The 26,002-nt window shown below is 73.8% G+C and carries 30 protein-coding genes; 7 read left to right on the forward strand and 23 right to left on the reverse strand.

Translation table 11 applies throughout. The features are described 5' to 3' along the window. Nucleotides 1–129 precede the first annotated feature (129 nt). The 3 genes from ACFY3U_RS27360 to ACFY3U_RS27370 all read right to left on the reverse strand — a co-directional run bounded on the left by ACFY3U_RS27360 (nt 130) and on the right by ACFY3U_RS27370 (nt 2,687). Nucleotides 130–942, reverse strand: coding sequence for an HAD family hydrolase (locus ACFY3U_RS27360; RefSeq protein ID WP_387206843.1), 813 nt, complete (start codon nt 940–942; stop codon nt 130–132). Further along, nucleotides 942–1,763 (reverse strand): HAD family hydrolase, encoded by an 822-nt coding sequence (locus ACFY3U_RS27365; protein WP_387206845.1) that lies wholly within the window; start codon nt 1,761–1,763, stop codon nt 942–944. Before ACFY3U_RS27365 ends, ACFY3U_RS27360 begins: the two co-directional genes overlap by 1 nt. Before the next feature lie 216 nt (nt 1,764–1,979). Next, nucleotides 1,980–2,687, reverse strand: a complete 708-nt coding sequence (locus ACFY3U_RS27370; protein WP_387206846.1) for a hypothetical protein — start codon at nt 2,685–2,687, stop codon at nt 1,980–1,982. Between the two features lie 166 nt (nt 2,688–2,853). On the opposite strand from ACFY3U_RS27370, the gene ACFY3U_RS27375 reads away from it, so the two are divergent. From ACFY3U_RS27375 to ACFY3U_RS27385, 3 genes are all read left to right on the forward strand, one after another. After that, on the forward strand, nt 2,854–3,282 hold the full coding sequence (locus tag ACFY3U_RS27375; RefSeq protein WP_387206847.1) for an OsmC family protein: 429 nt from the start codon (nt 2,854–2,856) through the stop codon (nt 3,280–3,282). Nucleotides 3,283–3,329: 47 nt separating this feature from the next. Next, nucleotides 3,330–3,689, forward strand: a complete 360-nt coding sequence (locus ACFY3U_RS27380; RefSeq protein WP_387206848.1) for a metallopeptidase family protein — start codon at nt 3,330–3,332, stop codon at nt 3,687–3,689. Nucleotides 3,690–3,768: 79 nt separating this feature from the next. Next, the gene (locus ACFY3U_RS27385) at nt 3,769–4,494 is read left to right on the forward strand and encodes an AIM24 family protein (protein ID WP_387206849.1); all 726 of its coding nucleotides are present in this window, start codon (nt 3,769–3,771) and stop codon (nt 4,492–4,494) included. Nucleotides 4,495–4,538: 44 nt separating this feature from the next. Here the strand turns inward: ACFY3U_RS27385 and pheA are convergent, their stop codons facing one another. The 5 genes from pheA to ACFY3U_RS27410 all read right to left on the reverse strand — a co-directional run bounded on the left by pheA (nt 4,539) and on the right by ACFY3U_RS27410 (nt 8,056). Beyond that, nucleotides 4,539–5,492, reverse strand: coding sequence for a prephenate dehydratase (gene pheA, locus ACFY3U_RS27390; protein WP_387206850.1), 954 nt, complete (start codon nt 5,490–5,492; stop codon nt 4,539–4,541). A 21-nt stretch (nt 5,493–5,513) separates the two neighbouring features. Then, complete coding sequence (locus tag ACFY3U_RS27395) at nt 5,514–6,137, reverse strand: hypothetical protein (protein WP_387206851.1); 624 nt, start codon at nt 6,135–6,137, stop codon at nt 5,514–5,516. 97 nt (nt 6,138–6,234) lie between these two features. Continuing rightward, complete coding sequence (locus ACFY3U_RS27400; RefSeq protein WP_387206852.1) at nt 6,235–6,624, reverse strand: ACT domain-containing protein; 390 nt, start codon at nt 6,622–6,624, stop codon at nt 6,235–6,237. Between the two features lie 75 nt (nt 6,625–6,699). Beyond that, nucleotides 6,700–7,158 carry a hypothetical protein gene (locus tag ACFY3U_RS27405; RefSeq protein ID WP_387206853.1) on the reverse strand — a complete coding sequence of 153 codons (459 nt, stop codon included), beginning with the start codon at nt 7,156–7,158 and terminating at the stop codon, nt 6,700–6,702. Nucleotides 7,159–7,324: 166 nt separating this feature from the next. Beyond that, the gene (locus ACFY3U_RS27410) at nt 7,325–8,056 is read right to left on the reverse strand and encodes a hypothetical protein (RefSeq protein WP_387206854.1); all 732 of its coding nucleotides are present in this window, start codon (nt 8,054–8,056) and stop codon (nt 7,325–7,327) included. A gap of 165 nt (nt 8,057–8,221) precedes the next feature. Here ACFY3U_RS27410 and ACFY3U_RS27415 point away from each other — a divergent pair, with 165 nt between their 5' ends. Then, nucleotides 8,222–9,433, forward strand: coding sequence for an arginine deiminase (locus ACFY3U_RS27415; RefSeq protein ID WP_387206855.1), 1,212 nt, complete (start codon nt 8,222–8,224; stop codon nt 9,431–9,433). Between the two features lie 119 nt (nt 9,434–9,552). On the opposite strand, the gene ACFY3U_RS27420 is transcribed toward ACFY3U_RS27415, so the two are convergent. The 12 genes from ACFY3U_RS27420 to ACFY3U_RS27475 all read right to left on the reverse strand — a co-directional run bounded on the left by ACFY3U_RS27420 (nt 9,553) and on the right by ACFY3U_RS27475 (nt 21,443). After that, nucleotides 9,553–10,437: a DUF5926 family protein gene (locus tag ACFY3U_RS27420; RefSeq protein WP_387206856.1), complete on the reverse strand. Its 885-nt coding sequence runs from the start codon at nt 10,435–10,437 to the stop codon at nt 9,553–9,555. Nucleotides 10,438–10,498: 61 nt separating this feature from the next. Continuing rightward, a complete protein-coding gene (locus tag ACFY3U_RS27425) occupies nt 10,499–10,948 on the reverse strand; it encodes an ATP-binding protein (RefSeq protein WP_387206857.1) in 450 nt (149 codons plus the stop codon). 38 nt (nt 10,949–10,986) lie between these two features. Continuing rightward, complete coding sequence (locus ACFY3U_RS27430) at nt 10,987–12,444, reverse strand: ATP-binding protein (RefSeq protein WP_387206858.1); 1,458 nt, start codon at nt 12,442–12,444, stop codon at nt 10,987–10,989. 52 nt (nt 12,445–12,496) lie between these two features. Continuing rightward, nucleotides 12,497–13,285, reverse strand: a complete 789-nt coding sequence (locus ACFY3U_RS27435; RefSeq protein WP_387206859.1) for a glycerophosphodiester phosphodiesterase — start codon at nt 13,283–13,285, stop codon at nt 12,497–12,499. Between the two features lie 11 nt (nt 13,286–13,296). Then, complete coding sequence (locus tag ACFY3U_RS27440) at nt 13,297–13,632, reverse strand: rhodanese-like domain-containing protein (RefSeq protein WP_387206860.1); 336 nt, start codon at nt 13,630–13,632, stop codon at nt 13,297–13,299. Between the two features lie 55 nt (nt 13,633–13,687). Then, complete coding sequence (locus ACFY3U_RS27445) at nt 13,688–14,629, reverse strand: LCP family protein (protein ID WP_387206881.1); 942 nt, start codon at nt 14,627–14,629, stop codon at nt 13,688–13,690. 222 nt (nt 14,630–14,851) lie between these two features. Then, complete coding sequence (locus ACFY3U_RS27450; protein ID WP_387206861.1) at nt 14,852–16,072, reverse strand: LCP family protein; 1,221 nt, start codon at nt 16,070–16,072, stop codon at nt 14,852–14,854. A 77-nt stretch (nt 16,073–16,149) separates the two neighbouring features. Further along, nucleotides 16,150–17,127 carry an NAD-dependent epimerase/dehydratase family protein gene (locus tag ACFY3U_RS27455; protein WP_387206862.1) on the reverse strand — a complete coding sequence of 326 codons (978 nt, stop codon included), beginning with the start codon at nt 17,125–17,127 and terminating at the stop codon, nt 16,150–16,152. A gap of 811 nt (nt 17,128–17,938) precedes the next feature. Then, complete coding sequence (locus tag ACFY3U_RS27460; RefSeq protein ID WP_387206863.1) at nt 17,939–19,612, reverse strand: cation acetate symporter; 1,674 nt, start codon at nt 19,610–19,612, stop codon at nt 17,939–17,941. Next, entirely contained in the window at nt 19,590–19,961 is a 372-nt protein-coding gene (locus ACFY3U_RS27465) for a DUF485 domain-containing protein (protein WP_387206865.1), read from the reverse strand. The genes ACFY3U_RS27460 and ACFY3U_RS27465 overlap by 23 nt, the downstream gene beginning before the upstream one ends. Nucleotides 19,962–20,293: 332 nt before the next feature. After that, nucleotides 20,294–21,043, reverse strand: coding sequence for a flavin reductase family protein (locus tag ACFY3U_RS27470; protein WP_387206882.1), 750 nt, complete (start codon nt 21,041–21,043; stop codon nt 20,294–20,296). A gap of 172 nt (nt 21,044–21,215) precedes the next feature. After that, the gene (locus ACFY3U_RS27475) at nt 21,216–21,443 is read right to left on the reverse strand and encodes a hypothetical protein (RefSeq protein ID WP_387206866.1); all 228 of its coding nucleotides are present in this window, start codon (nt 21,441–21,443) and stop codon (nt 21,216–21,218) included. 196 nt (nt 21,444–21,639) lie between these two features. On the opposite strand from ACFY3U_RS27475, the gene ACFY3U_RS27480 reads away from it, so the two are divergent. From ACFY3U_RS27480 to ACFY3U_RS27490, 3 genes are read left to right on the forward strand one after another with little or no spacing between them, the layout of a single operon-like run. Continuing rightward, nucleotides 21,640–22,425, forward strand: a complete 786-nt coding sequence (locus ACFY3U_RS27480) for a Scr1 family TA system antitoxin-like transcriptional regulator (protein WP_387206868.1) — start codon at nt 21,640–21,642, stop codon at nt 22,423–22,425. Then, complete coding sequence (locus ACFY3U_RS27485; RefSeq protein ID WP_387206869.1) at nt 22,422–22,637, forward strand: DUF397 domain-containing protein; 216 nt, start codon at nt 22,422–22,424, stop codon at nt 22,635–22,637. The genes ACFY3U_RS27480 and ACFY3U_RS27485 overlap by 4 nt, the downstream gene beginning before the upstream one ends. A 59-nt stretch (nt 22,638–22,696) precedes the next feature. Further along, nucleotides 22,697–22,954 (forward strand): hypothetical protein, encoded by a 258-nt coding sequence (locus tag ACFY3U_RS27490; RefSeq protein WP_387206870.1) that lies wholly within the window; start codon nt 22,697–22,699, stop codon nt 22,952–22,954. Nucleotides 22,955–22,980: 26 nt separating this feature from the next. Here the strand turns inward: ACFY3U_RS27490 and ACFY3U_RS27495 are convergent, their stop codons facing one another. From ACFY3U_RS27495 to ACFY3U_RS27505, 3 genes are read right to left on the reverse strand one after another with little or no spacing between them, the layout of a single operon-like run. Next, nucleotides 22,981–23,469: an SRPBCC family protein gene (locus tag ACFY3U_RS27495; RefSeq protein WP_387206871.1), complete on the reverse strand. Its 489-nt coding sequence runs from the start codon at nt 23,467–23,469 to the stop codon at nt 22,981–22,983. Then, nucleotides 23,469–25,169 carry an ABC transporter permease gene (locus ACFY3U_RS27500; protein ID WP_387206873.1) on the reverse strand — a complete coding sequence of 567 codons (1,701 nt, stop codon included), beginning with the start codon at nt 25,167–25,169 and terminating at the stop codon, nt 23,469–23,471. Before ACFY3U_RS27500 ends, ACFY3U_RS27495 begins: the two co-directional genes overlap by 1 nt. After that, nucleotides 25,154–25,918, reverse strand: a complete 765-nt coding sequence (locus ACFY3U_RS27505) for an ABC transporter ATP-binding protein (protein WP_387206874.1) — start codon at nt 25,916–25,918, stop codon at nt 25,154–25,156. The genes ACFY3U_RS27500 and ACFY3U_RS27505 overlap by 16 nt, the downstream gene beginning before the upstream one ends. Between the last annotated feature and the right edge of the window lie 84 nt (nt 25,919–26,002).

The following is a 26,002-nucleotide window of genomic DNA, read 5'->3' on the forward strand; positions in this document are numbered from 1 at the left end:
GGGGCCCGCCGCCGCGCCCGGCCGGCTTGTGGCGGGGGCGGCCCGGCCTGGGCCCCCCCGGCGGGGGGGGGGCCCCCCCCCCCGGGCCGGGCCCGGGGGGGGGGGGGGGGCCCCGCCCCCCCCCCCCGCTCAGCCCACCCCGAAGACCTTCTCCAGGTACGCCGCCACGCCGTCGGAGGTGTTCGTCGCGGTCACCTCGTCGGCGATCGCCAGGACGGCGGGGTGGGCGTTGGCCACCGCCACCGCCCGCCCCGCCCAGGTCAGCATCGGTACGTCGTTCGGCATGTCACCGAAGGCGAGCACGTCCCGCTCGTCGATGCCGAGCCGGGCGCCGTACCAGGCCAGTCCCGCCGCCTTGGTCACCCCGGCGGCGGAGATCTCCACCAGACCGCTGTAGGACGAGTGGGTCGCCTCGGCCAGCCCCTCCAGCGCCGCGGCCACCACCTGGACGAACGCGTCCGGGTCCTGCTCGCCGGCGCGGGCCAGCAGCTTCACCGCCGGAGCCGAGTGCAGCTCCTCGGGCGATTCGACGGCCCGGATGGCGTCCTCGTCGGCGTCCCAGCGCAGCGGGTAGTGCGCCTCGTGCCGCATCTGGCGGCTCTCCATGATCTCCACCGCGAAGCTGATTCCGGGCACCGCCGCCCGCAGTCGGCGGGCCACCTCGGCGAGCAGCGCCGGGGCGAGCGGGTCGGCCCGGAGCACCTCGTCGGTCGTCGGGTCGTAGACCACCGCGCCGTTGGCGCAGATCGCCGGCAGCGGCGCGGCGAGCTGGTCGTACACCAGTTGGAGCCAGCGGATCGGGCGGCCGGTGACCAGCACGACCGGCGTACCGTCGGCGGCGATCCGCTCCAGCACCGCGGCCGTCCGCGGGCTGATGGTCCGGTCGTCGCGCAGCAGCGTGCCGTCGATGTCGGTGGCGACCAGGCGGGGTAGCTCTCCCATCACCGGGACAGTAGTCGGTCCAGGTAGACCGCCACGCCGTCGTCGTCGTTGCGCAGGGTGACCTCGTCGGCGGCCGACCGGACCTCGGGGTGGGCGTTGGACACGGCCACCCGGCCCCAACCGGCCCAGGCGAACATCGGCAGGTCGTTGGGCTGGTCGCCGAAGACCAGCACCTCCGCCGGGTCCACGCCGAGGCGTTCGGCCACCACGGTCAACCCGGTGGCCTTGTCCACCCCGGGCGGGCAGATCTCGATGAACCCCAGTCCGGCCTGGGTCAGCGTGGCCACCTGCGGCGGGATGATCCGCCGGGCGGTGGCCAGCAGCTCGTCCACGTGGTGGTCGGCGGTCCGGGCGAACGCCTTGATCACATCGCAGGAGAGGCACTCGGCGCGGCTGCGCTGCTCGAACCGGTCCTGGTACGGCCAGCTCGGGTGGTAGTCGCCCCAGAGCGGGGCGTCGTGTTCGTCGGACGCCTCGACCATCACGGTCAGCGGCCCGACCTCGGCCTCCAGCTGCTCCAGCAGCTGGGCCAGCACCTCACCGGCCAGCCGCTCGTCGCGCAGCACCACCGGCCCGGTGGGGTCGCTCTGGTCCACCACCCGCCCGCCGCCGGCCATCACCAGGAAGTCCGCGGCGCGGATGTCGTTGCGGGTGAGCTCGGTCAGTCGCGGCCCGCGGCCGGTGGCGCCGACCACCGGGATGCCGGCGGCCCGGACCCGGTCGAGCACCCCGTGGGTGAACGCCGATACGGTGTCGTCGCTACGTACCAGCGTGCCGTCGAGGTCGGTGGCGATCAGCTTGGGCAGTCCCGGGCGGGGCATGGTTCCTCCTTCGCCCGCCGCCGTCGCAGTGACCCGTTTCAGTCGTCGCGATGTCGACCAGGAGTGACGGCGGGCAGCAAACGTACCTCGCGGTTCCGGTCGTAACCATGGCTTCCCGGCGAATCGGATGCCAACGCCCGGTGACGCTGCTCCGCCGCGCCGCGACCGGCCCGACGGAGCCGCCGGAGGGCGGCGCCGGACAGTGGGCGGCCGGGCTCAGGCACCCGGGTCGCGGCGGGCGAACGGCACGGTCGGGGTGACGGTGAGGTCGGCCGGTGCGGGCGGCAGCTCGTCCCGGCGCGGGTCGGCCGGCCGGTCCTCGGGGTCGTCCCCGTCGTCGGGCCGGCCCGGGGCCGGTGCTCGGCCGGCGAGCAGCAGCGCCGCGCCGATCAGCAGCATCCCCAGCACGGCGGTGACCAGGCCGCGCCCGTAGTCCACCCGGACGTCTTCCTGCGGGGCGTACAGCAGGGCCCGCTGGCTCGGGTCGTCCAGCGAGAAGGCGGTGGCGGCGAGCAGCGCGAGCAGCGCCGCGGCCACGGCCAGGCCGACCCACCGGGCGTCGTGCCGCACCGCCGGGCTGCCCCGCAGCGCGAGCGCCACCGCCCCGGCCAGCAGCAGCAGCCCCACCAGGTACGCGACGCCGAAGCTGCCCACGTCGCCCACCCCGCCCGGCAGCCGGGCGGTGCCCGTGCCGTCCGGGTCACCGTTCGGCACCGTCATCACCAGCCACTCGCCGACCAGCGAGGCGGCCACCGCGACCGCGCCGACGGCGGTCAGCACCAGGGGTAGCCGGCGGTCCCGGGCCAGCGCGCCCAGCCGACGTCCGTGCCGTCCGGGAGCCGGGCGTTCCGCCGCGCCCCACTCGAGAACGGCGGTGCCGTCGGAGCGGTCGTCCTGACGCGGCACAGGGGGATCCTCGGACATCGGCCACCTTCCGCCGTCGCGGGCCTGCCCCTCGCATCATGGCACGGCTCGACCTGGCGCCCCCGGTTCGCGACCCGCGGGGCCCGGGGGCTTTCCGGACGATCATCGGCCCGTCGGGTGGGCCCGGTCGGTCGCCAGTCGGGGCGGTTTCGGTTAGCGTCGGGGCATGCCTATCCGTACCGCTTCCGCACGTTGGCAGGGCAACCTCACCGAGGGTGCCGGGACCGTCCGCACCGGCAAGGGTGGCCTGTCCGGTAACTACTCCTTCAAGTCCCGCTTCGAGGAGGGCGAGGGCACCAACCCCGAGGAGCTGATCGGCGCCGCGCACGCCGGCTGCTTCTCGATGGCGCTCTCCAAGCAGCTCGCCGACGCGGGCGCGACCGACACCTCGGTGGACACCACCGCCAAGGTGCACTTCGACAAGACCGACGCGGGCATGAGCGTCACCCGGATCGACCTGGAGACGGTCGGCCAGGTGCCGGGCATGGACGAGGCCCAGTTCACCAAGCTCGCCGAGGCCGCCAAGGAGAACTGCCCGATCTCCCGGCTGCTCTCCCCTGGCGCGCAGATCAGCCTCACCGCCCGCCTCGCCTGACGGTCTCGCGCCGGCACGCCGCCCGGTTCCGCCCGAGATCGGGCAGGATGGACGGCGTGCCGGTCGAGATGAGCCGTGAACGCTTCGAGGAGCTGGTCGGTGAGGCCCTCGACGAGGTGCCCGAGGAGATCCTCGGGCTGATGAGCAACGTGGTCATCCTGGTCGAGGACGACCCACCCCCCGGCGAGGACCTGCTCGGCCTCTACGAGGGTCACGCGCTGACCGACCGCGGCTGGGACTACTCCGGCGTGCTGCCGGACCGGATCCTCATCTACCGCCACCCGACCCTGCGGATCTGCGACTCGGACGAGGACGTGGTGGACGAGGTGGCGATCACCGTGGTGCACGAGATCGCCCACCACTTCGGCATCGACGACGAGCGGTTGCACGCGCTCGGCTGGGCCTGACCGCACCGAGCGGCCGATGGCCGTCGTTGCGCCGGTCTTCTACCGTCGGGTCGGCACAACCCCGATTCAGGAGGAACCCATGCGCAGCGAGCTGTTCTCGGCGGAGAACCTGGAGAAGGAGTCCCAGCAGCCCGGTATGCGGCTGCAGAACTCCAAGATGCTCAAGATCGAACTCAACGGCGAGGCGATGGCTCGGGTCGGCTCGATGGTCGCCTACCAGGGGCAGGTCCAGTTCCACGCGCTCGGCTCGGGCGGCATCGGCAAGTTCATCAAGCAGCGGCTGACCGGCGAGGGCGTGCCGCTGATGAAGGTCTCCGGCCGCGGCGACGTCTTCCTCGCCGACCTGAGCAAGGACGTGCACGTCATCGACCTGGAGCCGGGCGACGCGCTGTCCATCAACGGCTCCAGCGTGCTGGCCTTCGACTCGACCCTGTCGTACGACATCAAGATGGTCGGCGGTGCCGGCATGGCCTCGTCGTCCGGGCTGTTCAACTGCGTGTTCAGCGGCCACGGCCGGATCGCGATCACCACCAAGGGCACCCCGGTGGTGCTCAACGTGGACGCCCCCACCTACGTCGACCCGCAGGCCGCCGTCTGCTGGTCGGCCAACCTGCAGACCGGCTACCACCGGGCCGAGCAGCTCGGCCTCGGCACCCTGCTCGGCCGCAGCACCGGTGAGGCGTTCACCATGAGCTTCGCCGGCCAGGGCTTCGTCGTGGTGCAGCCGTCCGAGGAGCCGCCGGTGCTCGGCAGCGGCAACACCCAGCAGCAGCAGGGCGGCCTGCTCGGCGGCCTGCTCAGCTGACCCGTCCGCCGGTGGGGCGCCCGTTCGCCGGCGCCCCACCGGCGTCAGCTCAACTCGCCGACGCGCAGCCGGGCCAGCCAGGCCGCAGCGTCCGCGTAGTCGGCGTCGCCCAGCCCGGCCGGCGCCGGGACCGGCCGGTCACCGCCGTCGACCCACCGGTGCCGGGGGTACGACCCCAGGAACCGCACGTCGGCGCAGATCCGGCGCAACCCTTGCAGGGCCTCGCCCATCCGGACGTCCGCCACGTGCCCGGTGCAGTCCAGGAAGAAGACGTACCGGCCGAGCGCCTCGCCGGTGGGGCGGGACTCGATCCGGGTCAGGTTGACCCCGCGTACGGCCAGCTCCGTCAGCACCGACAGCAGGGCACCGACCCGGTCGTGGGCGATGTAGATCGCCAGCGAGGTGACGTCGTCGCCGGTCGGTGGCGGCGGCGGGCCGGGCCGGGACAGCAGCGCGAACCGGGTCACCGCGTCCGGGTGGTCGGCGATCTTGTCGGCGAGCACCGCCAACCGGTGCCGGGCCGCCCCGATCGGGGCGCAGATCGCCGCGTCGTACTCCCCGGCCGCCGCGCCGGCCGCGGCCGCGCCGTTGGACAGCACGTCGACCACCACCGCGTCCGGCAGGTGGTCGCGCAGCCAGTTGCGGCACTGGGTGGACGCCTGGGGGTGCGCGGCCACGCCGCGCACCGCGCCGAGCGGAATTCCGGGCCGGGCGCCGAGCACGAACTCCACCGGCAGGATCACCTCCCGGGTGATCACCAGCGGGTCGCCCTCGGCCAGCTCGTCCAGCGTCACCCCGACCGCGCCGCCGATGGAGTTCTCCAGGGGCACCAGCGCCGCGTCGGCGTCCCCGGCCCGTACGCTCTCCAGCGCCTCACCGACGCTGCGGGCGGGAGTACGGCTGCCGTGCTCGGCGGCCGGCACGGTGCGCAGCGCCTGCTCGGCGAAGGTGCCCTCGGGGCCGAGGTAGACGTAGCGGGTGGGCGGTGTTCCGGGCATGCCGCCAGCCTACGCACCCGGCTACGGCTCGGTGCCGCCGTCGCAGGCCAGCGCCTGGACGGCGAGCGGCGCGGCGGCACGCACCTCGATCGAGCAGACGTCGGTGCCGGCGGTGACCAGGGTCAGCGCGCCGGGTCGGCCCCGGGTCACCACCTGCAGCTCCTCGTGCCCGCTGACCGCGAGGATCGTGTACTGCCACCCGTCGGCGCAGAGCGGGCCGGTGGTGGCCCGGACGGTCACCCCGGGCGGCAGCACCCGGTCGCGCAGCAGCGCGGTCACCCGGTCGGCGTCCGGCCGGCCCCCGCACGGCGCGGCGGCACCGGGCACCGGGGCGGCGCCGGGCGTGGCCGGCGGCGGGGCGGCCATCGTCGGTGGGGCGCCGAGGGTCGGGGCGGCCAGGGTCGGTGGGGTGCCGAGGGTCGGGGCGTCCGTCGCCGGCGTCGAGCCGGGACCGGGGAGGAGGGCGGTCGGGCCGGGCGGGGTGGGGGTCGGCGGCAGTGGCGCGGCGGTGGTGGCCGGCGGCACGGCGGCCGGCCGGCGCTCGGGCGGCGCGCCGCAGGCGGTCACGATCGGCACGGCGGCGAGCAGCACGGCGGCCACGGCCGACCGGCGGTACGGGATGCGGTGCGCTGCGGCAGGCGGCACGGACCGGTCCTCGGGGATCGAGCCTCGGCATCGAGACGGGTCGTTGCGGCCGGGGTGGCCGAGCCCATCGTAGGGAAATCCGGCGGCCCGGAGAAGGTCAGCGCAGCACCCGGTGCCCGGCCCGCTCCAGCGCGGCGGTCGCCTCGGCCAGTCGTACCGCCGGGACCAGCACGTGGTCGGTGTCGTACGTGGCGAAGGCGATCACGCTGACCCGGGCGGCGGCGAGCGGGTCGACCAGCGCGGCGAGCGTGCCGGTGACGGCCAGGTTCTGCGGCCCGACCACCCGCAGGCAGCACCAGTCGGTCTCGGTGTCGGCCCCGGCCGGCACCCGGCCGGCCGGGCAGATCACCGAGATGCCGTCGGCGGTCCAGGCGACGGTCACCACCTCGGCGTCCCCCGGCGCCGCCCAGAGCTGGGGTGGGAGCGGGGCGCCGGCGGCCAGCCGGCACACGGCGTACTGCCCCGGCAGCAGAGCGACATCGAGCATGAGGGCACCTTACGGCGTCGGCGAGGGCGACCCCAGCGTTCCGGCGTGCGGCGCGTGCCACCCGGTCGCCGCGGGTCAGACCTCGGAGAAGAAGGTGAGCGAGCCGGCGACTGATCCGGCGGCGAGCACCGGGGTGGAGACGGCGTCCACCGTGGCGTACGTGCTGTCGTCGCCGGCGGCCTGGACCCGCAGCAGCCCCCGGGCCAGCCGCCCGGAGTGCAGGGCCAGCAGCGGCGGGATCTTGTCGGTCTCCTGCTCGGTCAGCTCGTGCCGGGCCGCGGTGAAGTCGAGCAGGCGCAGGCCCCCGGCGAGGAGGGGCAGGCCGACCACGGCCTCCGGGGCGCCCAGGCAGAGCAGCTCGCAGCCCGACGACGAGATCGCCACCACCCTGGTCTCCGCGTCGATCAGCAGGCAGGGCTCGTCGGCGTGGGAGACCGTCGCCGACCACCGGCCGGCGGCGTCGGACTCCTGCTCCGTCGGTGTCCGCGCGGCGGGGGCGAACACGTCCGAGAGCGAGAGTTCGACGTGGGCCACCGCGCCTCCTAGTTGCACCGACGGTCTGTCCACGCTAGCCGGTCGTCGCGAGGCTCGCCCGATCGCGCGGTAGTCACCGGCCGCCGGTGCCCGGTGGGGGTGTCCGGGCCGGGCGGCGGTGACGGCGCGGACCGGGGGCCGAGGCCGCGTGGCGTCGCCGGTGACGTTACCGGCGGGCGGCCGGCTTGTCAGCGGCCGTTCGGCCCTCGTCGTACCACCGGTAGTCGGCGGCCGGACGGTAGGTGCCGTTCACCCAGGTCTGCGGCTGCTGGGCGACCCGGGAGAGCTTCTCGGCGGTGGCCGGGCTGATCCGGTTGCCGCCAGCCACGAGCAGCCGGTCGAGCTCCCGGTGGGTCGCCATGAGGCAGTCCTTCGGCAGGCCGTAGACGCTGATGACGCCGGAGCCGACGAAGGTCAGCACCGGCGTCACCGGGATCGGCAGGCCGACCGCGTCGGAGAGCGCCTTGCTCGCCCGCTTGGCGTCCCGCCGGGCCTCCGCCACGTACGGCGGTCGCTTGCCGTTGATCTGGACCACGTCCCCGGCGACCAGCACCCGGGCCCGGCCGTGGTCGGCGATGCTCACCGCGAACAGCCCGCTCGGGCCGATGGCGAGGAACCCGGCGCGGTCGTCCTGCCCCTGGTCGAACAGCAGGTCGGCGGCGTCGGTGCGGGGCCACTCGATGACGTGCCAGGCGGGGCCCAGGTGGTCGAGCTGGCCGAGCGCCCGGGCGCCGGCCGCCTCCAGCCGGCGTGCGCCGCGCTCGGCGCGACGGCGGCGGGCCCACTCCAGCGGCCGGGGCGGGTCGAGCGCCGTCGACCCCTCCGCCCGGGGATGCGGCATCGCCACGGGGGGCAGTGCCCGACCGGGTACGGCCCGACGTGCGGGAAAGACAGTCATCGCGCGACCTCCGGCAAAAGGTCCATCGAAGTTATGTCTCCACTACCCTACGTTGCCCATCGGGGGGTACGGCAAGTTGGAACACCGGAATGAGTGCGGATGAATGCCATATTCATCCGCAGTTCTTCCGCTGAACACTTCTCATCTCTGCCCTACGCTGCGAGGGTGACGCACTACGTGGACAGCGAGGTCGGTCGGCTCGGCACCGTACTGCTACACCGACCGGGGCCGGAGCTCGCCCGGCTCACCCCGCGCAACAACGACTCCCTGCTCTTCGACGCTATCCCATGGGTGGGCCGCGCGCAGGAGGAGCACGACGCCTTCGCCGCGCGGCTGCGCTCCCGCGGGGTGGAGGTGCTCTACCTGGCCACGCTGCTCGCCGAGACGCTCGCCGTCGCCGAGGCCCGGGCGGAGCTCACCGAGCAGGTGCTCAGCTCGCCGCGGCTGGGCGACACGCTGCGCCGGCGGGTCGCCGACCATCTCGCCTACCTCGACCCGGCCGGCCTCGCCGACGTGCTCACCGCCGGCCTGGCCCACGAGGAGCTGAAGATCAGCCCGGAACGCCCCGGTGGGCTGGTCTGGTCGCTGATGGACCGGCACGACTTCGTCATCGACCCGCTGCCCAACCTGCTGTTCACCCGGGACTCGTCACTGTGGATCGGCGACCGGGTCGGCGTCACCAGCCTGGCCATGCCGGCCCGTCGGCGGGAGACCACGCTGACCGACGCGATCTACCGCCACCACCCGCGCTTCGCCGGCACCGAGTTCGTCTACCACCCGGGGCTGGAGCACCTGGAGGGCGGCGACGTGCTGCTGCTCGCCCCGGGGGTGCTCGCGGTCGGGGTCGGCGAGCGCACCACGCCGGCCGGCGCCGAGCGGCTCGGTCGGCAGGTCTTCGCCGCCGGGCTGGCGCACACCATCCTGGTGGTGCCGATCGCCCAGGAGCGCGCCACCATGCACCTGGACACGGTCTGCACCATGGTCGACGTGGACGCCGTGCTGATGTACCCGAACATCGCCAGCGCGCTGTCGGCGTACACCGTGGTGCCCGGGCCGGACGGCGAGCCGCGGGTGGACGGCCCGGCGCCGTTCCTGCGCGCCGCGGCCGACGCGATGGACATCGACCAGCTCCGGGTGATCGACACCGGCCTCGACCCGGTCACCGCGGAGCGGGAGCAGTGGGACGACGGCAACAACACCCTCGCCCTGGCCCCCCGGCTCTGCGTCGGCTACGAACGCAACGTGGAGACCAACGCCCAGCTGGAGCGGGCCGGCATCGAGGTGATCCCGATCGCCGGCTCCGAGCTCGGCTCCGGCCGCGGCGGCCCCCGCTGCATGTCCTGCCCGATCTCCCGCGCCCCCCTCACCCAGCGCTAGGCGAACCGGCGCCGCCCCCTCCCTCGTCGATCTAGGGGTAGCTGCTGCGAGTCGATCTCCAACCACAGCATCAATCCCTGGATCGACGCGGGAGGGAGGGGGAGGGGGAAGGGGAGGGGTCAGCGGAGGGTTAGTTGGCGGCCGACGAGGCCCTGGCGGGCGCGGCGGGCGGCGGCGTCCAGCGGGGTGGGGTCGGCCAGGGCCTCGGCGTAGCGCTTGGCGAAGCCGGCCACCGGCTCCTCCCAGTCCGCCGCCGGGGTGTCCTCGGGCAGGTCCCAGACCGGCGCCAGCCGGCCGTGCGCGCGGAACATGCCGGCGAACTTCGTGCCCTCGGCGAGGGTGAGGCTGCCCGCGGCCGACAGCCGGGACAGCGCGTCCAGCGCGGCGTCCTCGTCGTCGCCCAGCACCCATCGCACGTGCGCCTTCTCCGGCACCTGGCACCAGTACGCGGCCCGCGCCGCGGCCAGTTTCACGGTCGGGTAGATCGCCGCGTTGGCCCGCTCCAGGGACGCCTGCACGGTCGGGTCGTCGGTCGCGCCCGGGTCGAGCCAGAACTCGAAACCGTCGTGCATGGTGATCTCCAGCGGGCCGTCCACCAGGACGTCCTGCAGGCGCGGGCCGGGGCCCGGCAGCGGTGGCACGGTGACCGGGGCGCCCGGCTCGGCGCGCAGCGCGCAGAGCAGCGCGTCGGCCAGGTCGCGGGACACGTCGCCGGACTGCTGGTGCCGCTGCAGCCCGATCATCACCCGCCCGTCCTCCTTGGTCATCGCCGGGGCGGCCATCGGCAGCACGGTGGCCAGGGTGACCTGCCGGTCGCCGAACTCCTCGACCAGGTCCGGGGTGAGCCGCAGCGGCGCGGAGGCGGCCGGCACCAGCTCGCGCAGGGCGATCCACTCCGGCTCGTCCACCAGGCCCTCGAACGGGCGCGGGACGAACACGTCCCGCACCTTCTCCCGGCGGGGGGCGGCTTCGACGACGCGCTGGTTCTTTCGACGCTTGCTCACGGCGAGACAGCCTAGATGCCCGGCCCGGATCGCGCGGGCAGGACCCGCCCCGACCACCCGGTCAACCGGCCGCGACCAGGTCCGCCTCGGGCGTGCCGGCCGGGTCGAACTCGGCCCAGACGCTCTGCCCCAGGCCGTCCCGGTCGACCCCCCAGCGGCTGGCCAGCCCGGCGACGATGTGCAGGCCCCGGCCGTCCACCGCGTTCGGGTCGGCGACCCGCATCCGCGGGCCCGCCCCGGCGCCGCCGTCGGTCACCCGGAGCGAGACGACCGGGCCGCGCGGCGACGGCCGCAGCCGCCAGGCCACCCGGACCACGCCGCCGGGCAGCGGGTCGGCGTGCCGGACCGCGTTGCCCACCAGCTCGGCCAGCACCGCGACCAGGTCGGCCAGCAGAAGCGGGGGTACGACGTCCGTCAGCTCGTCGGCCAGCCGGTGCCGGGCCAGCCGCGCCCCGGTGGGGTGGTGGGGCACCACCACGCACCACGACCGTTCGACCGCACCCGTCGACACCGCGCTCCTTCGCCCCCCGAGCCCGCCGGCGCGGCGGGTCAGCCCCGCGGCAGCCGCACCTCTGCGACGGTACCGCCACCGGTCCTCGGTCGGAGGGATACCCATCCATTCTGCTGTTCAACGATCCGGCGGACGAGATAGAGGCCGAGCCCCGCCCCGGGGTAGCCGCGCCGGTTGCCGGACTCGCCCTGCCAGAACCGGTCGAAGGCGCGTTCCACGTGCTCCGGCCGGATGCCGATGCCCCGGTCGGCGACCCGGAAGGCGACCGTCTGGCCGTCCGTGCCGGCGGTGACCTCGATCGGGGTGCTCGCCGGGGAGTACTTCGCGGCGTTGGTGCCCAGCTCGGTCAGCACGGTGGCCATGCTGTGCCGGTCGCCGATCGCCTTGGGCAGCTCCGCCGGCAGGTCGAGGACGAGCCGGTGGCGCAGTTCGGCCGGCAGGTCGGGAACGGCGGCGCGCAGCGCCTCGGCCAGGTCGAACGGGACGCTCGGCTCGCCGGTGGGGCGTACGTCGGTGGCGGAGGTGAGCAGCCGGTCGACCAACCGGGCCAGCTCGTCCGCCCGCTGGCCGATCACCCGGGACGCCTCCCGCCGCTCGTGCTCGGTCAACGACTCCCAGTGGTCGGTGAGGGTGTCCGCGTACCCCTTGATGACGGTGACCGGGGTGCGCAGCTCATGGCTGGTCACCGCGACGAACAGGTCCCGGTCGGAGTCGCGGCGCTGCTGGTCGGTGATGTCGCGGAAGGTGACCACGCGCAGCGCGCCGGGGCCGGGCAGCTCGCCGGAGGTGATGGTGAGCCAGCGGCCGTCCGGCAGCCGGTGGTCGAGCACCTGGCCGGACGGGGGCAGCGGAAAGGGCAGCGGCCGGTTCAGCGCCTCGCCGGTGGAACGGCCGGTGACCTGGGCGGCGGCCGGGTTCCACAGCCGTACGTGACCGTCCCGGTCGACCACGGCGAGGCCGTCGGCGAGCGCGGCGACCACCGGGCCGTCGCCGTGCACCGGCAGCCCGGTCTGGTCGCCGTACATGTGCGCGATGCAGGAGGCGAGGTAACCGAGGGTGGCGTGCTGGAGGGCGTCCTCGGTCGCGTCGTCGTCGGCGTAGAGGGCGTGCAGGCTGCCGACGGTGTGCCCGCCGATCTCGGCCCGGGCGATGATCATGCGACGCAGGCCACGGTCGGCGAGCTCGCCGGCGAGCGTCCCGGGCAGCCGGTCGAGCGGGGTCTGCCGGATCCGGGGGCCGGTGAGCAGGCAGACGGTGGCCGGGTCGGTGGCCGGCAGCGGCCGCCCGATGGTCCACTCGGCGGTGCCGCTGGCGGCGATCACCCGGCCGCCGGTCGGGCCGAACTCGACGAAGGCCAGGCTGGCCGCGCCGAGGGCGGACCGGGCGACCCCGAGCAGCTCGGTCAGCACCGGCAGCGCCGCGTCGCCGGAATTGATCATCTCGATGACCGCGCCGTGGCCGACGATGAGGGCGGTGAGGTCGGTTCGCTCCGGCATGTCCCGAGTCTGCCTCCTCGGCCGGAGTTCGGGCACCCCCGGGAGGCGGCGCTCAGCGTCCCAGCCGGGCCAGCGTCCGGGCCGGCCGGTCGGTGATCACCCCGTCCACCTCGGCGGCGAGCACGAGCTCCAGGTCGGCCGGGGCGTTGACCGTCCAGACGTACACCTGGTTGCCGGCGGCGCGCAGCGCGGGCACCAGCCGCGGTCTGGCCCGCACCAGCTCCACCCCGGGCCCGGCGATCCGGGTGCCGAAGGGCAGCCGGCCGGTCCGCAGCCAGCGCGGGACGGCCTCCATCAGCAGCACCGTGGGCAGCGCCGGGGCCAGCTGCCGCACCCGGCGGACGGCCAGCGCGGAGAACGACATCACGGTGACCTGTACCGGCTGGTCGGGGCGGGGCTCGGCGAGGCCGTGCCGACGCAGCAACTCGACCAGCCTGCGCTCGACGAGGGCGCCGTAGCGGGACGGGTGCTTCGTCTCCACCAGCAGCCGGACCGGCCGGCCGGCGGCCAGCACCGCGGTGAGCAGCCGCTCCAGGGTGAGCAGGCGGGTGTGCGACTCGTCCAGCGGCACGTCGTCGACGGGGACGCCGCCCGGGTGCCAGGAGCCGAAGTCCAGCGCATCCAGCTCGGCCAGGGTGCGGGCGCTCACCGGGCCGCGGCCGTTGCTGGTGCGTTCCAACCGGCGGTCGTGCACGCACACCAGGTGCCCGTCCCGGGTCAGCCGGACGTCGCACTCCAGCCCGTCGGCGCCCTCGTCCAGGGCCCGCAGGTACGCCGCGAGGGTGTGTTCCGGAAGGTCGGCCGACGCGCCGCGGTGCGCGAAGACCAGCGGGCCGCCCATCTGCGCGTCGCTCAGATGACCTGGCCGGGCTGCCCGTCCCCGGTGACCACCGGGCGGCCCACCGCGGCCCACTGCCGCATCCCGCCGTCGACGTTGCGCACCTGGTCCCAACCGTTGTTGAGCAGGTAGCCGACGACCTGGGCGGAGCGCCCGCCGGAGCGGCAGATCACCGCGACCTCACGATCGGTGGGCACCTCGGCGATCCTGGCCGGCAGCTCCATCATCGGCAGGTGGTGAGCGCCGGGCGCGTGGCCCGCGGCCCACTCGTCGTCCTCCCGGACGTCCAGCAGGTAGGCGTCGTCGGCGATCTCGGTCACGGCAAGGGTGGGTACCTGGGGTCCGAACACGGTTCCCAAGCCTAGATCCTCGGGCCCGGGCCGGGCAGGGGGTGTGGCGGGCGCGTCACAGATGGTTCACCCAGCGTGGGTTCGCGGTCACCCAGTCGGCGACCCGCTCGTTCCGGACGGCGTCGAAGAGCCCACCGCCGCCGTTGTCCAGCACCACGTACGAGATCTGGTCGATGGTCTGCGGGTACGACGGCACCTGCACCCCGCTCAGCGCGTCCGTGGGCAGCTTGCGCAGCGCCATCGCCAGGTCCGCCAGCGGTACGCCGTTGGTGTCCACGGTCAGCGAGCTGCCCACCGCGCGCAGCACCCGGTCCAGCTTGACCGGGTCGCCGCGCAGGTCGGTCTGCCCGGCCCGGTCGAGCATCGCCCGCAGCAGCTGCTGCTGGTGGCGCTGCCGGTCGTAGTCGCCGTTGGGCAGGCCGTAGCGCTGGCGCACGTAGTCCAGCGCCCGGGCGCCGTCCATCTGCTGGCAGCCGGGGTTGAACTGGGTCTTGGTGTGGATCGAGCGGACCGGCGCGTCGACGCACATCCGTACCCCGCCGAGCAGGTCGATGACCTGGCGGAAGCCGGCGAAGTCGATCAGCGCGGCGCCGTCGAAGCGCAGGCCGGTGACCTGGGTGAGGGTGGCGGAGAGCAGCCGGGCGCCGCCCTCACCGCCACCGCCGTGCTCGTACGCCGCGTTGACCTTGTCCTGGCCGCCGCGGTAGCCGTTGTCGCCGGGCGGAATGGTCACCAACAGGTCGCGCGGCACGGAGATCAGGTACGCCTGACGCATCCCGGGCGGCACGTGCACGATCAGGATGGTGTCGGAGCGCTGGTCGGGGCTCTCGGTGCCGCCCCGCGAGTCGGAGCCGACGAGCAGGTAGTTCAGCCCCCGGTCGAGGTCGGTGCGGGGTCGCCGGGCGCCGTCGGCGATCAGCTGCCCCTTGCTGACCGAGTGGTCGTACCGGTTGGTCAGGGCGTGCAGCCCGAACGCGCCGGCCAGGGCCAGCAGCACCACGGCCAGGCCCAGGCCGAGCAGCACCCGGGGCCAGCGGCGGCGGCTCCGGCCGGGTCGCCGGCCGGGTTGAGCGCGCGCTGACCTGGCCGTGACGCCCTCCCCCGATGGCCGTGACGTGAGATGTTCTCAGGTCAGGCTACGGGCCGCCGTCCGGCGCGGTACGGCTTTCGGCGCAACCGCCGCGCCCCCGGGCCGAACGCCGGCCCGGGGGTACGGAGGTCAGTTGCCGCCGGCGCCGCCCGCCGGCTGGTTCTGCGCCACCCACTGGGCCATGGTGTCGCCGGACATCGCCTTGTACATCGCCAGCGCCTTGGCCTTGTCGGAGACCACCACCGACTCGTCGCCGACCATCTCACTGCCGGTGTTGGGGCTGGTGAGGAAGGTGAGGTTCTCGCCGCGCAGGTTGCGGAACTCCAGCGCCATGTCGAACAGCTTGAAGTCCTTGTCGACGGTGGCCGCGTCGGTGACCGACTGGAGGAAGGCGTTCAGCTTCGCCGGGTTGCTGAGCGTGCCGGTGCTGGCCGCCTTGTCCATGATCGCGCGGAGGAACTCCTGCTGGTGCCGCATCCGGGCGAAGTCCCCCTGGGGGAACTGCTTGCGCTGCCGAATCCAGTCCAGCGCCTGGTTGCCGTCCATGTGCATGGTGCCCTTGGTGAACTTGCGGTACGGCTTGTGGATCGAGGTGATCGACTGATCCACCTTGAGGTCCACGCCGCCGAGCGCGTTGGTGACCTCGCGGAAGCCGGAGAAGTCGATCGCCATCACGTGGTCGATCCGCACGTCGGTGAAGCACTCCACGGTGCGTACGGCCAGCGGCAGGCCGCCGAACGCGAACGCCGCGTTGATCTTGTGGCGCTGGCCGGAGTCGCAGGCCGCGCCCGCGCTCTCCGGGATCGGCACGTACAGGTCGCGGGGGATGGAGACCAGGTAGGCGGACTTGTGGTCGGCCGGGATGTGCATCACGATCAGCGTGTCCGCCCGCCACTCGCCCTTCTTGTCGAGGGGCGCGTCCGGGTCCCGCGAGTCGGTGCCGACCAGCAGGATGTTCAGCGCGCCGTTGACGGCCTGCGCCGGCCGGCCCTCGGCGATCCCCGCGAACGGGTCGGTGCGGGCCAGGTCCTTGTCGAGGTTGCGGGCGTAGAACCAGCCACCCACGCCGCCGACCAGCGCGAGCACCAGCACCACGATGCCGCCGACCAGGCCGATCCGCTTCCAGTTGGGCCGCCGGCCGGGGCCGCCCCCTGAGCCGCCCGGGTGCCGCGGCCCGCCGGGGCCGCCCGGGCCACCGCTATGGGCGGGCGCCTCGTCGGGCGACGGGTACCACTGCGAGCCGGCCTGGTGGGGGCGCGTGGCGCCATCCGTGGGGCCGGGGACCGAGGCACGCCCGGAGCTGCGGTGCAGGTACGGAAGCGGGGCGCCGGCAGACGAAGTCGCTGACATGCGTCTCAGGGTACGTAGCGCAGTCGAGCGCTGCCTGAAGGCGAACGGCCGAATCGGCCCGGCGCGTCGCGGCGGCGTTACCCTAGCCGCTCGCGGAAGTGGTCGATGGTGCGTCGGAGGCCCTCTTCGGGCGCCACGGCCGGCTCATATCCGAGCAGCTCACGGGCGAGGGTGAGATCCGGCCGACGCATCTCCGGGTCGTCCGAGCTGCGGGTGATGTACGTCACCTCGGAGCCGCTGCCGCAGAGTGACACGATCGTCTCGGCCAGCTGCCGCATGCTCATCTCGTGCTCGGTGCCGCAGTTGATCGGCCCCGTCTCGCGGGAGTCGAGCAGCAGCAGGATGCCGCGCACCAGGTCGTCGACGTAGCAGATCGAGCGGGTCTGGTCGCCGGTGCCATGCACGGTGATCGGCTCGCCGCGCAGCGCCTGGGAGATGAAGGTGGGGATGGCCCGCCCGTCGTCGGGGCGCATCCGCGGCCCGTACGTGTTGAAGATCCGGACGATCGCCGCGTCCAGCCCGCGGCTGCGGTGGTACGCCATGGTGGCCGCCTCGGAGAAGCGCTTCGCCTCGTCGTACACCGCCCGGATGCCGACCGGGTTCACGTTGCCCCAGTACGACTCGCGTTGCGGGTGCTCCTTCGGGTCCCCGTACGCCTCGCTGGTGGAGGCCATCAGGAACCGGGCGCCGTCGGCGACCGCGCGGTCGAGCAGGTGCAGGGTGCCCACCGAGCCGACCCGGAGGATCTCCACGGGCAGCTTCTCGAAGTCGGTCGGGCTGGCCGGGGAGGCCATGTGCAGGATGGCGTCGAACCGCTCGGCGAGCGCCGGGTGGTGGGTCGGCAGCCCCTCGGAGATGTCCGCCTCGACCAGGGTGAAGCGCGGGTGCTCCGCAAGGTGGGCGACGTTGTCCTTGGAGCCGGTTACGAAGTTGTCCAGCGCGACCACCGCGCAGCCCCGCTCGATCAGGGCGTCGACCAGATGGGACGGCACGAAGCCGGCGCCACCGGTGACCAGGACGCGGTGACCGCTGCCGAACCGCTGGGCTACCTTCATGCCGGTCAGCCTACTCAGCGTGCCGGTCGGTCGCCCTTCGGCCGGCACGTCAGCGGCGCCGCCCGGCGTGGCGCGGCCCCGTGGCGGCCCGCCGTGGCGCGGCCTCGTGGCGGCCTGCTGTCGCGCGGCCTCGTGGCGGCCCGTCGTGGCGGCGTCCGGCTGTGGCGGCACCCGCGACAGGCCTGGGGGCTGCACCGAGGACCGTCTCGCGGGGTCGGGGGGTGGGCGCGCCGGCCGCCGTTCGGCGACGGATCGGCGGCCGGCCGCTAACGGGGAGTGATGTGCTGAGACTGTGACGCAGCGTTACCGGTCGACCGGGGCGTCGGGGGCTCGTGTTTCCCCTTTGCTCTGCTGCCTGATACGCATCACCGCCCTGAGCTGGCCTCTTTTCTTGCGGTTCCCGCCAACGCGAGGGAGCGGTAAACACCCGGAGTCACTGTCGCGTCGGTGGCAGCAGAGCAAAGGGAGGGCGAGGGGTAGCTGCGCCTCGGCGTCACGCGTACGGAGGGTGATGGCCACCGTCGGTCGTCCGTGACGGCCGGACGGCTGCCCTACCCGGCGGCTGCCCTCGCCGGCCGCTGCGCGATCGGCCGGTGCGCTCCTCGCCGGCCGCGGCCCGTCGGAAGGCCACGCGAGACGTGCGGCGGGGGGGCCCCCCCCGCGCGGGGGGGGGGCCCCCCCCCGGGGGGGGCGCCGGGGGGGGCCCCGCCGGGGGGGGGGGCGGCGCCCCCCCCCCGGGGGGCTCCGGGGGGGGGGGGGGGCCGCCCCCCGCGGGGCGCGGCCGCCCCCCCCCCCCCCCCGGGGTGGGACCTCAGTGGGCGCCCGCGCCGGTGAGCGCGCGGACCTCCAGCTCGGCGTACTTGCGGTCGTCGGTCTCCTTGGAGATGACCGTGCCGATCCAGCCGCAGAGGAAGCCGAACGGGATGGACAGGATGCCCGGGTTGGACAGCGGGAACCACTGCCAGTCGTGCTTGGGGAACATCGAGGTGGCCGCCCCGGAGACCACCGGGGAGAAGAACACCAGGAACACCGCGGAGATCAGCCCGCCGTAGATGGCCCAGACCGCGCCGGAGGTGTTGAACCGCTTCCAGAACAGGCTGTAGAGAATCGCCGGCAGGTTGCCGGAGGCGGCCACCGCGAAGGCGAGCGCCACCAGGAAGGCCACGTTCAGGCTCTGCGCGAAGATCGACAGTGCGATGGAGATCGCGCCGATGACCAGCGCGGAGATCCGGGCGACCAGCACCTCCTGGCGTTCGGAGGCCTGGCCGTTCCTGACCACGTTGGCGTAGAAGTCGTGCGCCAGGCTGGACGACGACGCCAGGGTCAGCCCGGCGACCACGGCCAGGATGGTGGCGAAGGCGACCGCCGCGATGATCGCCAGCAGCGTGGCGCCGCCCAGGTCGCCGCCGAAGAAGTCCTTGCCCAGCACCTCGGCGAGCTGCGGCGCGGCGGTGTTGCCGGCCTTGTCCTGCGCGGTGATCGCCTTCCCGCCGACCAGCGCCGCGGCGCCGAAGCCCAGCGCCAGGGTGAGCAGGTAGAACGCGCCGATGATGCCGATCGCCCAGAGCACGCTCTTGCGGGCCGCCCGGGCGGTCGGCACGGTGTAGAAGCGGATCAGGATGTGCGGCAGGCCGGCTGTGCCGAGCACCAGGGCGATGCCGAGCGAGAGCAGGTCCATCTTGTTGTAGAAGGTCTGGGTGGAGTTGCCGGCCACCTCGACGCCGTACCGCAGCCCGGGTTCCAGGAAGGCGTCGCCCTTGCCGGACGCGGCGGCGGCGTCGCCGAGCAGCGCGGACAGGTTGAACCGGTAGTGCGCGAGCACCAGCACGGTCATCACGACCGCGCCGGTCATCAGCAGGAACGCCTTGACGATCTGGACGTACGTGGTGCCCTTCATCCCGCCCACCGTGACGTAGATGATCATCAGGGCGCCGACCATGATGATGGTGGCCACCTTGGCGGTGCTCGCGTCCATGCCCAGGAAGGTGGTGCCGGGCTTGATGCCGAGCAGCAGCGCCACCAGCGCGCCCGCGCCGACCATCTGGGCCAGCAGATAGAAGATCGACACGGTGATGGTGGAGACCGCGGCGGCGGTCCGGACCGGCCGCTGGCGCATCCGGAAGGCCAGCACGTCGGCCATCGTGTAGCGGCCGGAGTTGCGCAGCAGCTCGGCGACCAGCAGCAACGCCACCAGCCAGGCGACCAGGAAGCCGATGGAGTACAGGAAGCCGTCGTAGCCGTACAGCGCGATGATGCCGGCGATGCCCAGGAAGGAGGCGGCCGACATGTAGTCGCCGCCGATCGCCATGCCGTTCTGGAAGCCGGAGAAGGACCGGCCGCCGGCGTAGTAGTCGGTGGCGGTCTTGGTCTGCCGGCTGGCCCAGACGGTGATCGCCAGGGTGATCGCCACGAAGACCAGGAAGAGCGTGATGGTGAGGTTCCGGGCGGTGGTGCTGCCCGCCTCAGCCGCGAGGACCGTCGTCATGGCGTACCTCCCCGATCTCGGCGCGGATCCGGTCGGCGATCGGGTCCAGCTTGCGGTCGGCGTACCGGGAGTAGAGCCAGGCGATCAGGAATGTCGACACGAATTGCAGCAGCCCGAAGATCAGCGCCACATTGATGTTGCTGCCGAACAGCTTCGTGCCCATGAAGTCCCGTGCGTACGCGGACAGGATCACGTAGAGCGCGTACCACAGAAAGAATGCGACGGTCATCGGGAAGACGAAGCCGCGCAGCGCGCGACGCAACCCGACGAACTCGTCCGACCGTTGCACGGCGAGATACCGTTCCGCCGCCGATTCGGCCGGCGCGGACGCGGGGGTCTCCGTGGACATCTGTGGATCACCACCTTCCAGGACGTGGGGATTTCCGCGCACGGTAGAGACCGCGCAACCGCCCGGGAAAGGCTCGGATCGGCGCCGGTCGGACGCCTGCGCCCAGCGGTCCACCCCCTGCGCCCAGTGACCCAGGTCACCCCGCCGAACGGTCCCCGCGCCCCCTCTCCCCGCGCCCCCTCTCCGCGTCGATCTAGGAGTTGTTGCTGTCAGTTGATCTCCAATCACAGCAACAACTCCTAGATCGACGCGCCGGGAGGTGCGGCGGGGTGCGGCGGGGTGCGGCGGGGTGCGGCGGGGCGCGGCGGGAGGCGCGGCGGGAGGGGTGGGCGTCAGGCTAGCTCGTGGTAGCGGCCGCGGTAGTGCAGTAGCGGGGCCGTCTCGTCGGCCAGGTCGACCGTCTCGATGGTGGCCTCGACCAGCAGGGCCCAGCCGTACTCGCGGGCGGTGTCGAGCCGGCAGCCGGCCCAGCCGCCCGCGTCGGCGGGCACTGGGCCGTACGGCGTGTCGGTCCACTCGCCGGTGGCGAACAGCCCGCCGGGCGAGGGGAAGAGGCCGGCGAAGCGGTCGGCGAGCTGCCGGTGCGGCGGCCCGAGCGGCGCCACGGCGAAACGGCCGGCCTCCTCGATCGCCGCCCACAGCTCGGACTCGGCGTCGATCAGGCCCAACAGTCGGTCCGGCTCGCCCTCGGCGACCAGTGTGGACGACACGGTCAGCCCGGCCGGCCCGGGCGCGGTCCAGAGCGTCACCGGCGCGGCCAGGCGCCCGCGCAGCCGGCGGACCGGCGAACGCTGCCCGGCCGGCACCGCGAACGGGTCGGTGTGGTGGATCTCGGCTCCCGGCTCATGATTCACGTGAAACATTGTGCCGCCCCGCGCCCGCGCCCAGCCCAGGAAGCGCTCGTGCAGGTCGGCGGGTCGCCCGTGCAGCCGGGCGAGCTGGTCACCCGCCTCCGTCATCGCCGTACCCAGGTAGACCAGCAGCGCCGTCCGGTCGTGCCGGTACTCGCTCAGCAGCGCCAGCCGCGCCGGCTGGCACGGCCAGTGGCATCCGCAGGCCCGGCAGCGCCACAACGGCCGCATCGGCAGGTGCGGCCGACTCACCGCGCCGACCCCACGGCGCGCGCCTCGGTCGCCAGCCGCGCCGCCGTCGCCCGCGCCGCCTGTGCCGGCGCTTGCCGTGCTGACCACCACCGCGTCGAGCGCCCCGGCGTCACCCGCGTCACCCGCGTCGCCGGCTGGTCGGCGGTCGCCGTCACCAGCGGCCACCGTTCGCGCGCCAGGTCTGCGCGGGGGTGAGCCAGCCGGCGCGGCCCGGTCGCGGCACCGCCACCGTCGGCCCGGTCGCCCACGCCGGCGGCACGTTCGGCGGCGTCGCGACCGGCGCCGGCCCGGCCACGCCCGTCCCGGCCGCCGGCCCCGCCACCTTCCTCCTCCGGTACGACCACAGCGCCGCATTCCTACGGCGGATGAACTCGATCATGGCTGTCCTCCTCGGCTCCTGGGGTCGCCCCGGCGACAGAACCCGCCGGGGCGACCCGTACGCCGGACCCGGTCGCCGGGACGTCGCCTCCACCGGCCGGGCCGCGCGTCCTCCACCCTGGACGGCGGAGCGCGGACAGGGGAGGATGCCAGGGCTTACTACGTAGCGGAGTCACGTACTTACCGGAGAGGTAAGGATGAACGTCGAGATGTGGGTGCGGGCGTTGAAGGCCGCCCGGGCCGGTGCCGAGGTGTCCCAGGAGAGCCTGGCCACCCTGATCAAGTGGAGTCCGTCCACCGTCGCCGCCATCGAGACCGGGCGGCGTCGACCGACCATGGAGTTCGCGTTGGCCGCCGACGAAGCCCTCAACACCGGCGGTCTCCTGGCTCAGCTCCTCAAGGCCGCGGACCAGGAACGAGGACCGTCCTGGTTCGTCCCCTGGCGAGGCTATGAGCAGCAGGCCACCCGCCTGCGTGCCTTCGAGGCATGCCTCGTGCCGGGGCTCTTGCAGACCGAGGCTTACGCGCGGGCAGTCATCTCGGCAGGAGGTCTGCATCCGCCGGCGGTGGTCGACGAATTGGTTGCGGTCAGGATGGAGCGGCAGCTGTCTCTGCAACGGGACGAGCCGCCACACTGCGTCTTCCTGTTGGACGAGACCGCACTCCGCCGTCCCGTCGGCGGCCCGGCTGTGCTCGATGCTCAGCTGACCCGGCTGCTGGAGGCAGCCGATCTGCCCTTCCTCCGGCTACACGTCATTCCGCTGAGTGTCGGTGAGCACGTCGGCCTCGGTGGCGGCTTCGTGCTGGCCGAGTTGGCCAATGGAGAGCGCGCGCTCTATCTGGAGAACGCCGCGCGAGGACACGTCATGGACGATCCAGAGATGATCGGCTTGATCGATCGCAAGTGGGATAGCCTCCTCGGCGAAGCGCTGTCCACAACTGCCTCGCTGGATCTGGTCCGGAAGCTGAGGGTGACGCCATGATCAATGCTCAGCCTCGTTGGCGTACCTCCAGCCGCTCGACCGACTCCGGCGGCAACTGCGTGGAGGTGGCGGACAATCTGCCCGGCGTGGTGCTGGTCCGGGACAGCAAGGACCGCTCCGGGCCCACCCTCACCTTCGCCCCGACCGCCTGGCGGGCCTTCGTCGGCCACTCCTTCCGGCCGGTGCGGGCGGCCGGAGAGACATTGCCCTGAGGGCAGTGGCTCTGGTCCGCGACGGGCACGGCCGGACTGATCGGCCTACCCTGCGGGCTATGGCTCTCGTACCCCCGCAGAAGCTCGCCCAGGAGCGCGTCCTCAGCGCCGACGCCGTGCTCGGTGGCCAGGTCGACCTGCGCGCCTACCCGCACCGGCACCTGATGATCACCGCCCGGCACTCCTGGGGCCGGAGCGGCTTCCGGCCGCTCATGGAGGCGGTCGAGCACCTGTCGAACTACGGCTGGGAACTGGTCAACGTGACCAGCGTCGGCGAGGGCCACAACCTGTACGCCGCGATGCGCCGCACCGCCTGACCACGCGACCGTCCCGATCGGCCCGGTCAGGTGGCGAGCGAGCGGCGGGCGGCGGCCAGCACCTCCTGGTCGGCGCAGCCGGCCGCGTACCCGGCGATCCGGCGGCGGATGTCCCGCCCGAGCAGTCGGACGCCGATCCATTCGACCACCGGCCGCGCGAACGCCGGTCGGCACCGGAAGTTGTACCGCCAGGTGGCGACCGTGGTGTCCGGCTCCGGGCCGGGCGTGAAGCGCCAGCCGCCGCCGAACCGCTCGAAGAACCACGGCCCGCGCACCATCTTCATGCCCACGTTCGTCGGCGGCGTGAACGAGACGTACTCGCTGACCATCACCAGGCCGTGCCGGGACCGGGTGAACGTGCGCACGCCCCGACCCGGCCGGGTCGCGCCGTCGACGAAGTGCTGCTCGCGGATGAACGGATCCCAGCGGTAGCGCACCGGGGCGACGGTCTGGGACACGGCGAAGGCCAGCTCCGGCGGGAGCGGGACCGTGACGACCGCCTCGACGACCGGCATCAGCGGCGGGGGGTGACGGCGGTCAGCAGCTCGGGTTGACGGCGGTCCAGGACGTCGCCGGCCAGGTAGGAGCCGAGCAGGGCCGCTCCCGCGCCGTACGCCAGGCCGACCGGCAGGGCCAGCCACAGCCACGCCCCGCCGAGCAGCGCCGCAGCCACCACCATCGGCACCGCGGCGACCGCCGAGCCCACCATGGACAGCAGGGTCAGCATCCCCTTCGCCACCCCGGCGCCGGTGTTCATCGCGAACGGGTTGCTCGTCTCCGGCAGCGAGTACGCGCCGAGCACCGAGATGAACGAGTTGATCGCCAGCCCGGCCCCGTACGTGGCGAGCAGCGCCCCGGCGGCCACCCCGAACCAGCCGGGCCGGCCCAGCACCACCGCGATGACCACGGAGACCAGCGCGAGTAGCGGCACCACGTACATCGAGAAGGCCGTCATCCGGGCGCGCAGCTCCAGCCGCCCGGGCACCCCGGCCACCACGTTCGCCGCGTACGCGGTGCCGTCGAAGCCGAACTGGTTGGCCAGGGTCACCGAGGCGAGCACCCCGACGAAGAGCATCGACACGCTGAGCACCACGATCGACGGCTCCCCGCCGGCGGTCGAGAAGCCGTCCGAGCTGCTGAACTCGAAGCCGGAGCCACCCAGGTTGACCATCACCGGCACGAAGATGCCGACCACCGCGATGGTGATCAGGTTGGCCCGCCGGCGGGCGTCCCGCCACCAGTAGCGGCACTCCCGGGCGACCAGCGCACCGAACCGGTTGCGCCGCGCCCAGCCGGCCGCGCGGGGGAAGAGCTGGGCGACCGCGCCGCCGGTCGGCGCGGCCCGCTCCTTGCCCGGCGCCGCGCTCGCCGCGCCGACCATGGCCGACTCCAGCGACCGCGACCACCACCACAGCAGCAGGCCGATCGCCGCCGCGGTGATCAACAACTTCACCGGTACGGCCCAGGCCCGCCCCTCGGCCACGTCCACGCCGACGGTCCACGGGGCGCCGAGCGGCGTCCAGCCGACCACCCGGGCCACCCCGGTCAGCCGGTCCCAGTCCGCGTTCCGCGCCGCGGCGGTCACCGCGAGCTGCAGCGGCCCGAACGACGCGGCCACCACGGCGAGCAGCACGGCCGCCAGGTCGCGTACCCGGCGGGACCGCAGCATGGTGGCGAACGCGCTGGTCATCGCGCGGCTGGCGGCGACGCAGAGCAGCAGGCCGGCGACGACGCCGAGCGCGGCGACCAGCGCGGCCACCACGCCACCGAGCGCACCGGCGCTGACCACCAGCCCGGCGGCCGCGATCAGCACGGCCACCACCGGGACGCTGACCAGCGCGGCGGCGAACAGCCCGGTGACCAGGGTGCGGCGGGGCAGCGGCAGCAGCGCGAAGCGGGCCGGATCGAGGGTCTCGTCCACCCCGAAGAAGACCAGCGGCAGCAGCAGCCAGCCGAGCACCAGCAGCCCACCGCCGAACGCGGCGGTCAGCAGCGCGTACCGGGCCTCACCCGCCAGGCCCGGCGCGGCCAGCAGCAGGAAGCCCCCGGCGGCGAACCAGAGCCCGACCAGCATGCCGACCAGGAACAGCACGATCCGGCGGCCCTGGCCGCGGAAGTTGTTGCCCAGCACCCGCAGCTTCAGCCGGACGAAGTGCCGGGGGGAGACCTTCCGGGCCGCCACCGGTACGGCGGGCGCGGTCACCGGGACAGCCACGCCAGCTCCTCACCGGTCGCCGTACGCCCGCCGACCACCTCGACGAAGACGTCCTCCAGCGAGCGTTGGCCGCGCACCTCAGCGAGGGTGCCGACCCGTTTGATCACCCCGTCGGCGAGGATCGCCACGTGCGAGCAGAGCCGCTCGACGACCTCCATCACGTGGCTGGAGAAGACCACCGTTCCGCCGCCGGCCACGTACCGCTGAAGGATGTCGCGGATCAGCGCCGCCGACACCGGGTCGACCGCCTCGAACGGCTCGTCGAGCACCAGCAGCCGGGGGCCGTGCAGCAGCGCGCAGGCCAGCCCGATCTTCTTCTTCATGCCGGCCGAGTAGTCGACCACCAGGGTGCGGCCGGCGTCGCCGAGCGCCAGCACGTCGAGCAGCTCCGCCGCCCGCTGGTCGACCACCGCCGGGTCCATCCCGCGCAGCAACCCGTGGTACGCCAGCAGCTCCGCGCCGCTGAGCCGGTCGAACAGGCGCACCCCGTCCGGCATGACGCCGAGCAGGCTCTTCGCCGCGACCGGGTCGCCCCAGACGTCGTGCCCGAGCACCCAGGCCTGGCCGTGGTCGGGCCGCAGCAGCCCCACCGCCATCGACAGGGTGGTGGTCTTGCCGGCGCCGTTCGGGCCGAGCAGGCCGTAGAACGAGCCGGCCGGGACGTCCAGGTCGACACCCGCGACCGCGACCTTGCCGTCGAACCGCTTGGCCAGGCCGCGCAACACGAGCGCCGGGTGCTCACCAGTCATGCGTCCGACCGTATCCGGCCGCCGCCAGCACGGCGTCCCACCACGGACTGATCAACCGTCGTCCCGCGGACGGACACCGACCGG

It is taken from the genome of Micromonospora sp. NPDC000089, from assembly GCF_042899365.1.
Lineage (GTDB): Bacteria > Actinomycetota > Actinomycetes > Mycobacteriales > Micromonosporaceae > Micromonospora.

Excerpts from the sequence above, each read along its gene's own strand:
- ACFY3U_RS27360 (WP_387206843.1), bottom strand. The coding sequence starts at position 942 with ATGGGAGAGCTACCCCGCCTGGTCGCCACCGACATCGACGGCACGCTG.
- ACFY3U_RS27365 (WP_387206845.1), bottom strand. The coding sequence starts at position 1,763 with ATGCCCCGCCCGGGACTGCCCAAGCTGATCGCCACCGACCTCGACGGC.
- ACFY3U_RS27370 (WP_387206846.1), bottom strand. The coding sequence starts at position 2,687 with ATGTCCGAGGATCCCCCTGTGCCGCGTCAGGACGACCGCTCCGACGGC.
- ACFY3U_RS27375 (WP_387206847.1), top strand. The coding sequence starts at position 2,854 with ATGCCTATCCGTACCGCTTCCGCACGTTGGCAGGGCAACCTCACCGAG.
- ACFY3U_RS27380 (WP_387206848.1), top strand. The coding sequence starts at position 3,330 with ATGGACGGCGTGCCGGTCGAGATGAGCCGTGAACGCTTCGAGGAGCTG.
- ACFY3U_RS27385 (WP_387206849.1), top strand. The coding sequence starts at position 3,769 with ATGCGCAGCGAGCTGTTCTCGGCGGAGAACCTGGAGAAGGAGTCCCAG.
- pheA (WP_387206850.1), bottom strand. The coding sequence starts at position 5,492 with ATGCCCGGAACACCGCCCACCCGCTACGTCTACCTCGGCCCCGAGGGC.
- ACFY3U_RS27400 (WP_387206852.1), bottom strand. The coding sequence starts at position 6,624 with ATGCTCGATGTCGCTCTGCTGCCGGGGCAGTACGCCGTGTGCCGGCTG.
- ACFY3U_RS27410 (WP_387206854.1), bottom strand. The coding sequence starts at position 8,056 with ATGACTGTCTTTCCCGCACGTCGGGCCGTACCCGGTCGGGCACTGCCC.
- ACFY3U_RS27430 (WP_387206858.1), bottom strand. The coding sequence starts at position 12,444 with ATGCCGGAGCGAACCGACCTCACCGCCCTCATCGTCGGCCACGGCGCG.
- ACFY3U_RS27435 (WP_387206859.1), bottom strand. The coding sequence starts at position 13,285 with ATGGGCGGCCCGCTGGTCTTCGCGCACCGCGGCGCGTCGGCCGACCTT.
- ACFY3U_RS27450 (WP_387206861.1), bottom strand. The coding sequence starts at position 16,072 with ATGTCAGCGACTTCGTCTGCCGGCGCCCCGCTTCCGTACCTGCACCGC.
- ACFY3U_RS27455 (WP_387206862.1), bottom strand. The coding sequence starts at position 17,127 with ATGAAGGTAGCCCAGCGGTTCGGCAGCGGTCACCGCGTCCTGGTCACC.
- ACFY3U_RS27460 (WP_387206863.1), bottom strand. The coding sequence starts at position 19,612 with ATGACGACGGTCCTCGCGGCTGAGGCGGGCAGCACCACCGCCCGGAAC.
- ACFY3U_RS27465 (WP_387206865.1), bottom strand. The coding sequence starts at position 19,961 with ATGTCCACGGAGACCCCCGCGTCCGCGCCGGCCGAATCGGCGGCGGAA.
- ACFY3U_RS27470 (WP_387206882.1), bottom strand. The coding sequence starts at position 21,043 with ATGCGGCCGTTGTGGCGCTGCCGGGCCTGCGGATGCCACTGGCCGTGC.
- ACFY3U_RS27475 (WP_387206866.1), bottom strand. The coding sequence starts at position 21,443 with ATGATCGAGTTCATCCGCCGTAGGAATGCGGCGCTGTGGTCGTACCGG.
- ACFY3U_RS27480 (WP_387206868.1), top strand. The coding sequence starts at position 21,640 with ATGAACGTCGAGATGTGGGTGCGGGCGTTGAAGGCCGCCCGGGCCGGT.
- ACFY3U_RS27485 (WP_387206869.1), top strand. The coding sequence starts at position 22,422 with ATGATCAATGCTCAGCCTCGTTGGCGTACCTCCAGCCGCTCGACCGAC.
- ACFY3U_RS27490 (WP_387206870.1), top strand. The coding sequence starts at position 22,697 with ATGGCTCTCGTACCCCCGCAGAAGCTCGCCCAGGAGCGCGTCCTCAGC.
- ACFY3U_RS27495 (WP_387206871.1), bottom strand. The coding sequence starts at position 23,469 with ATGCCGGTCGTCGAGGCGGTCGTCACGGTCCCGCTCCCGCCGGAGCTG.
- ACFY3U_RS27505 (WP_387206874.1), bottom strand. The coding sequence starts at position 25,918 with ATGACTGGTGAGCACCCGGCGCTCGTGTTGCGCGGCCTGGCCAAGCGG.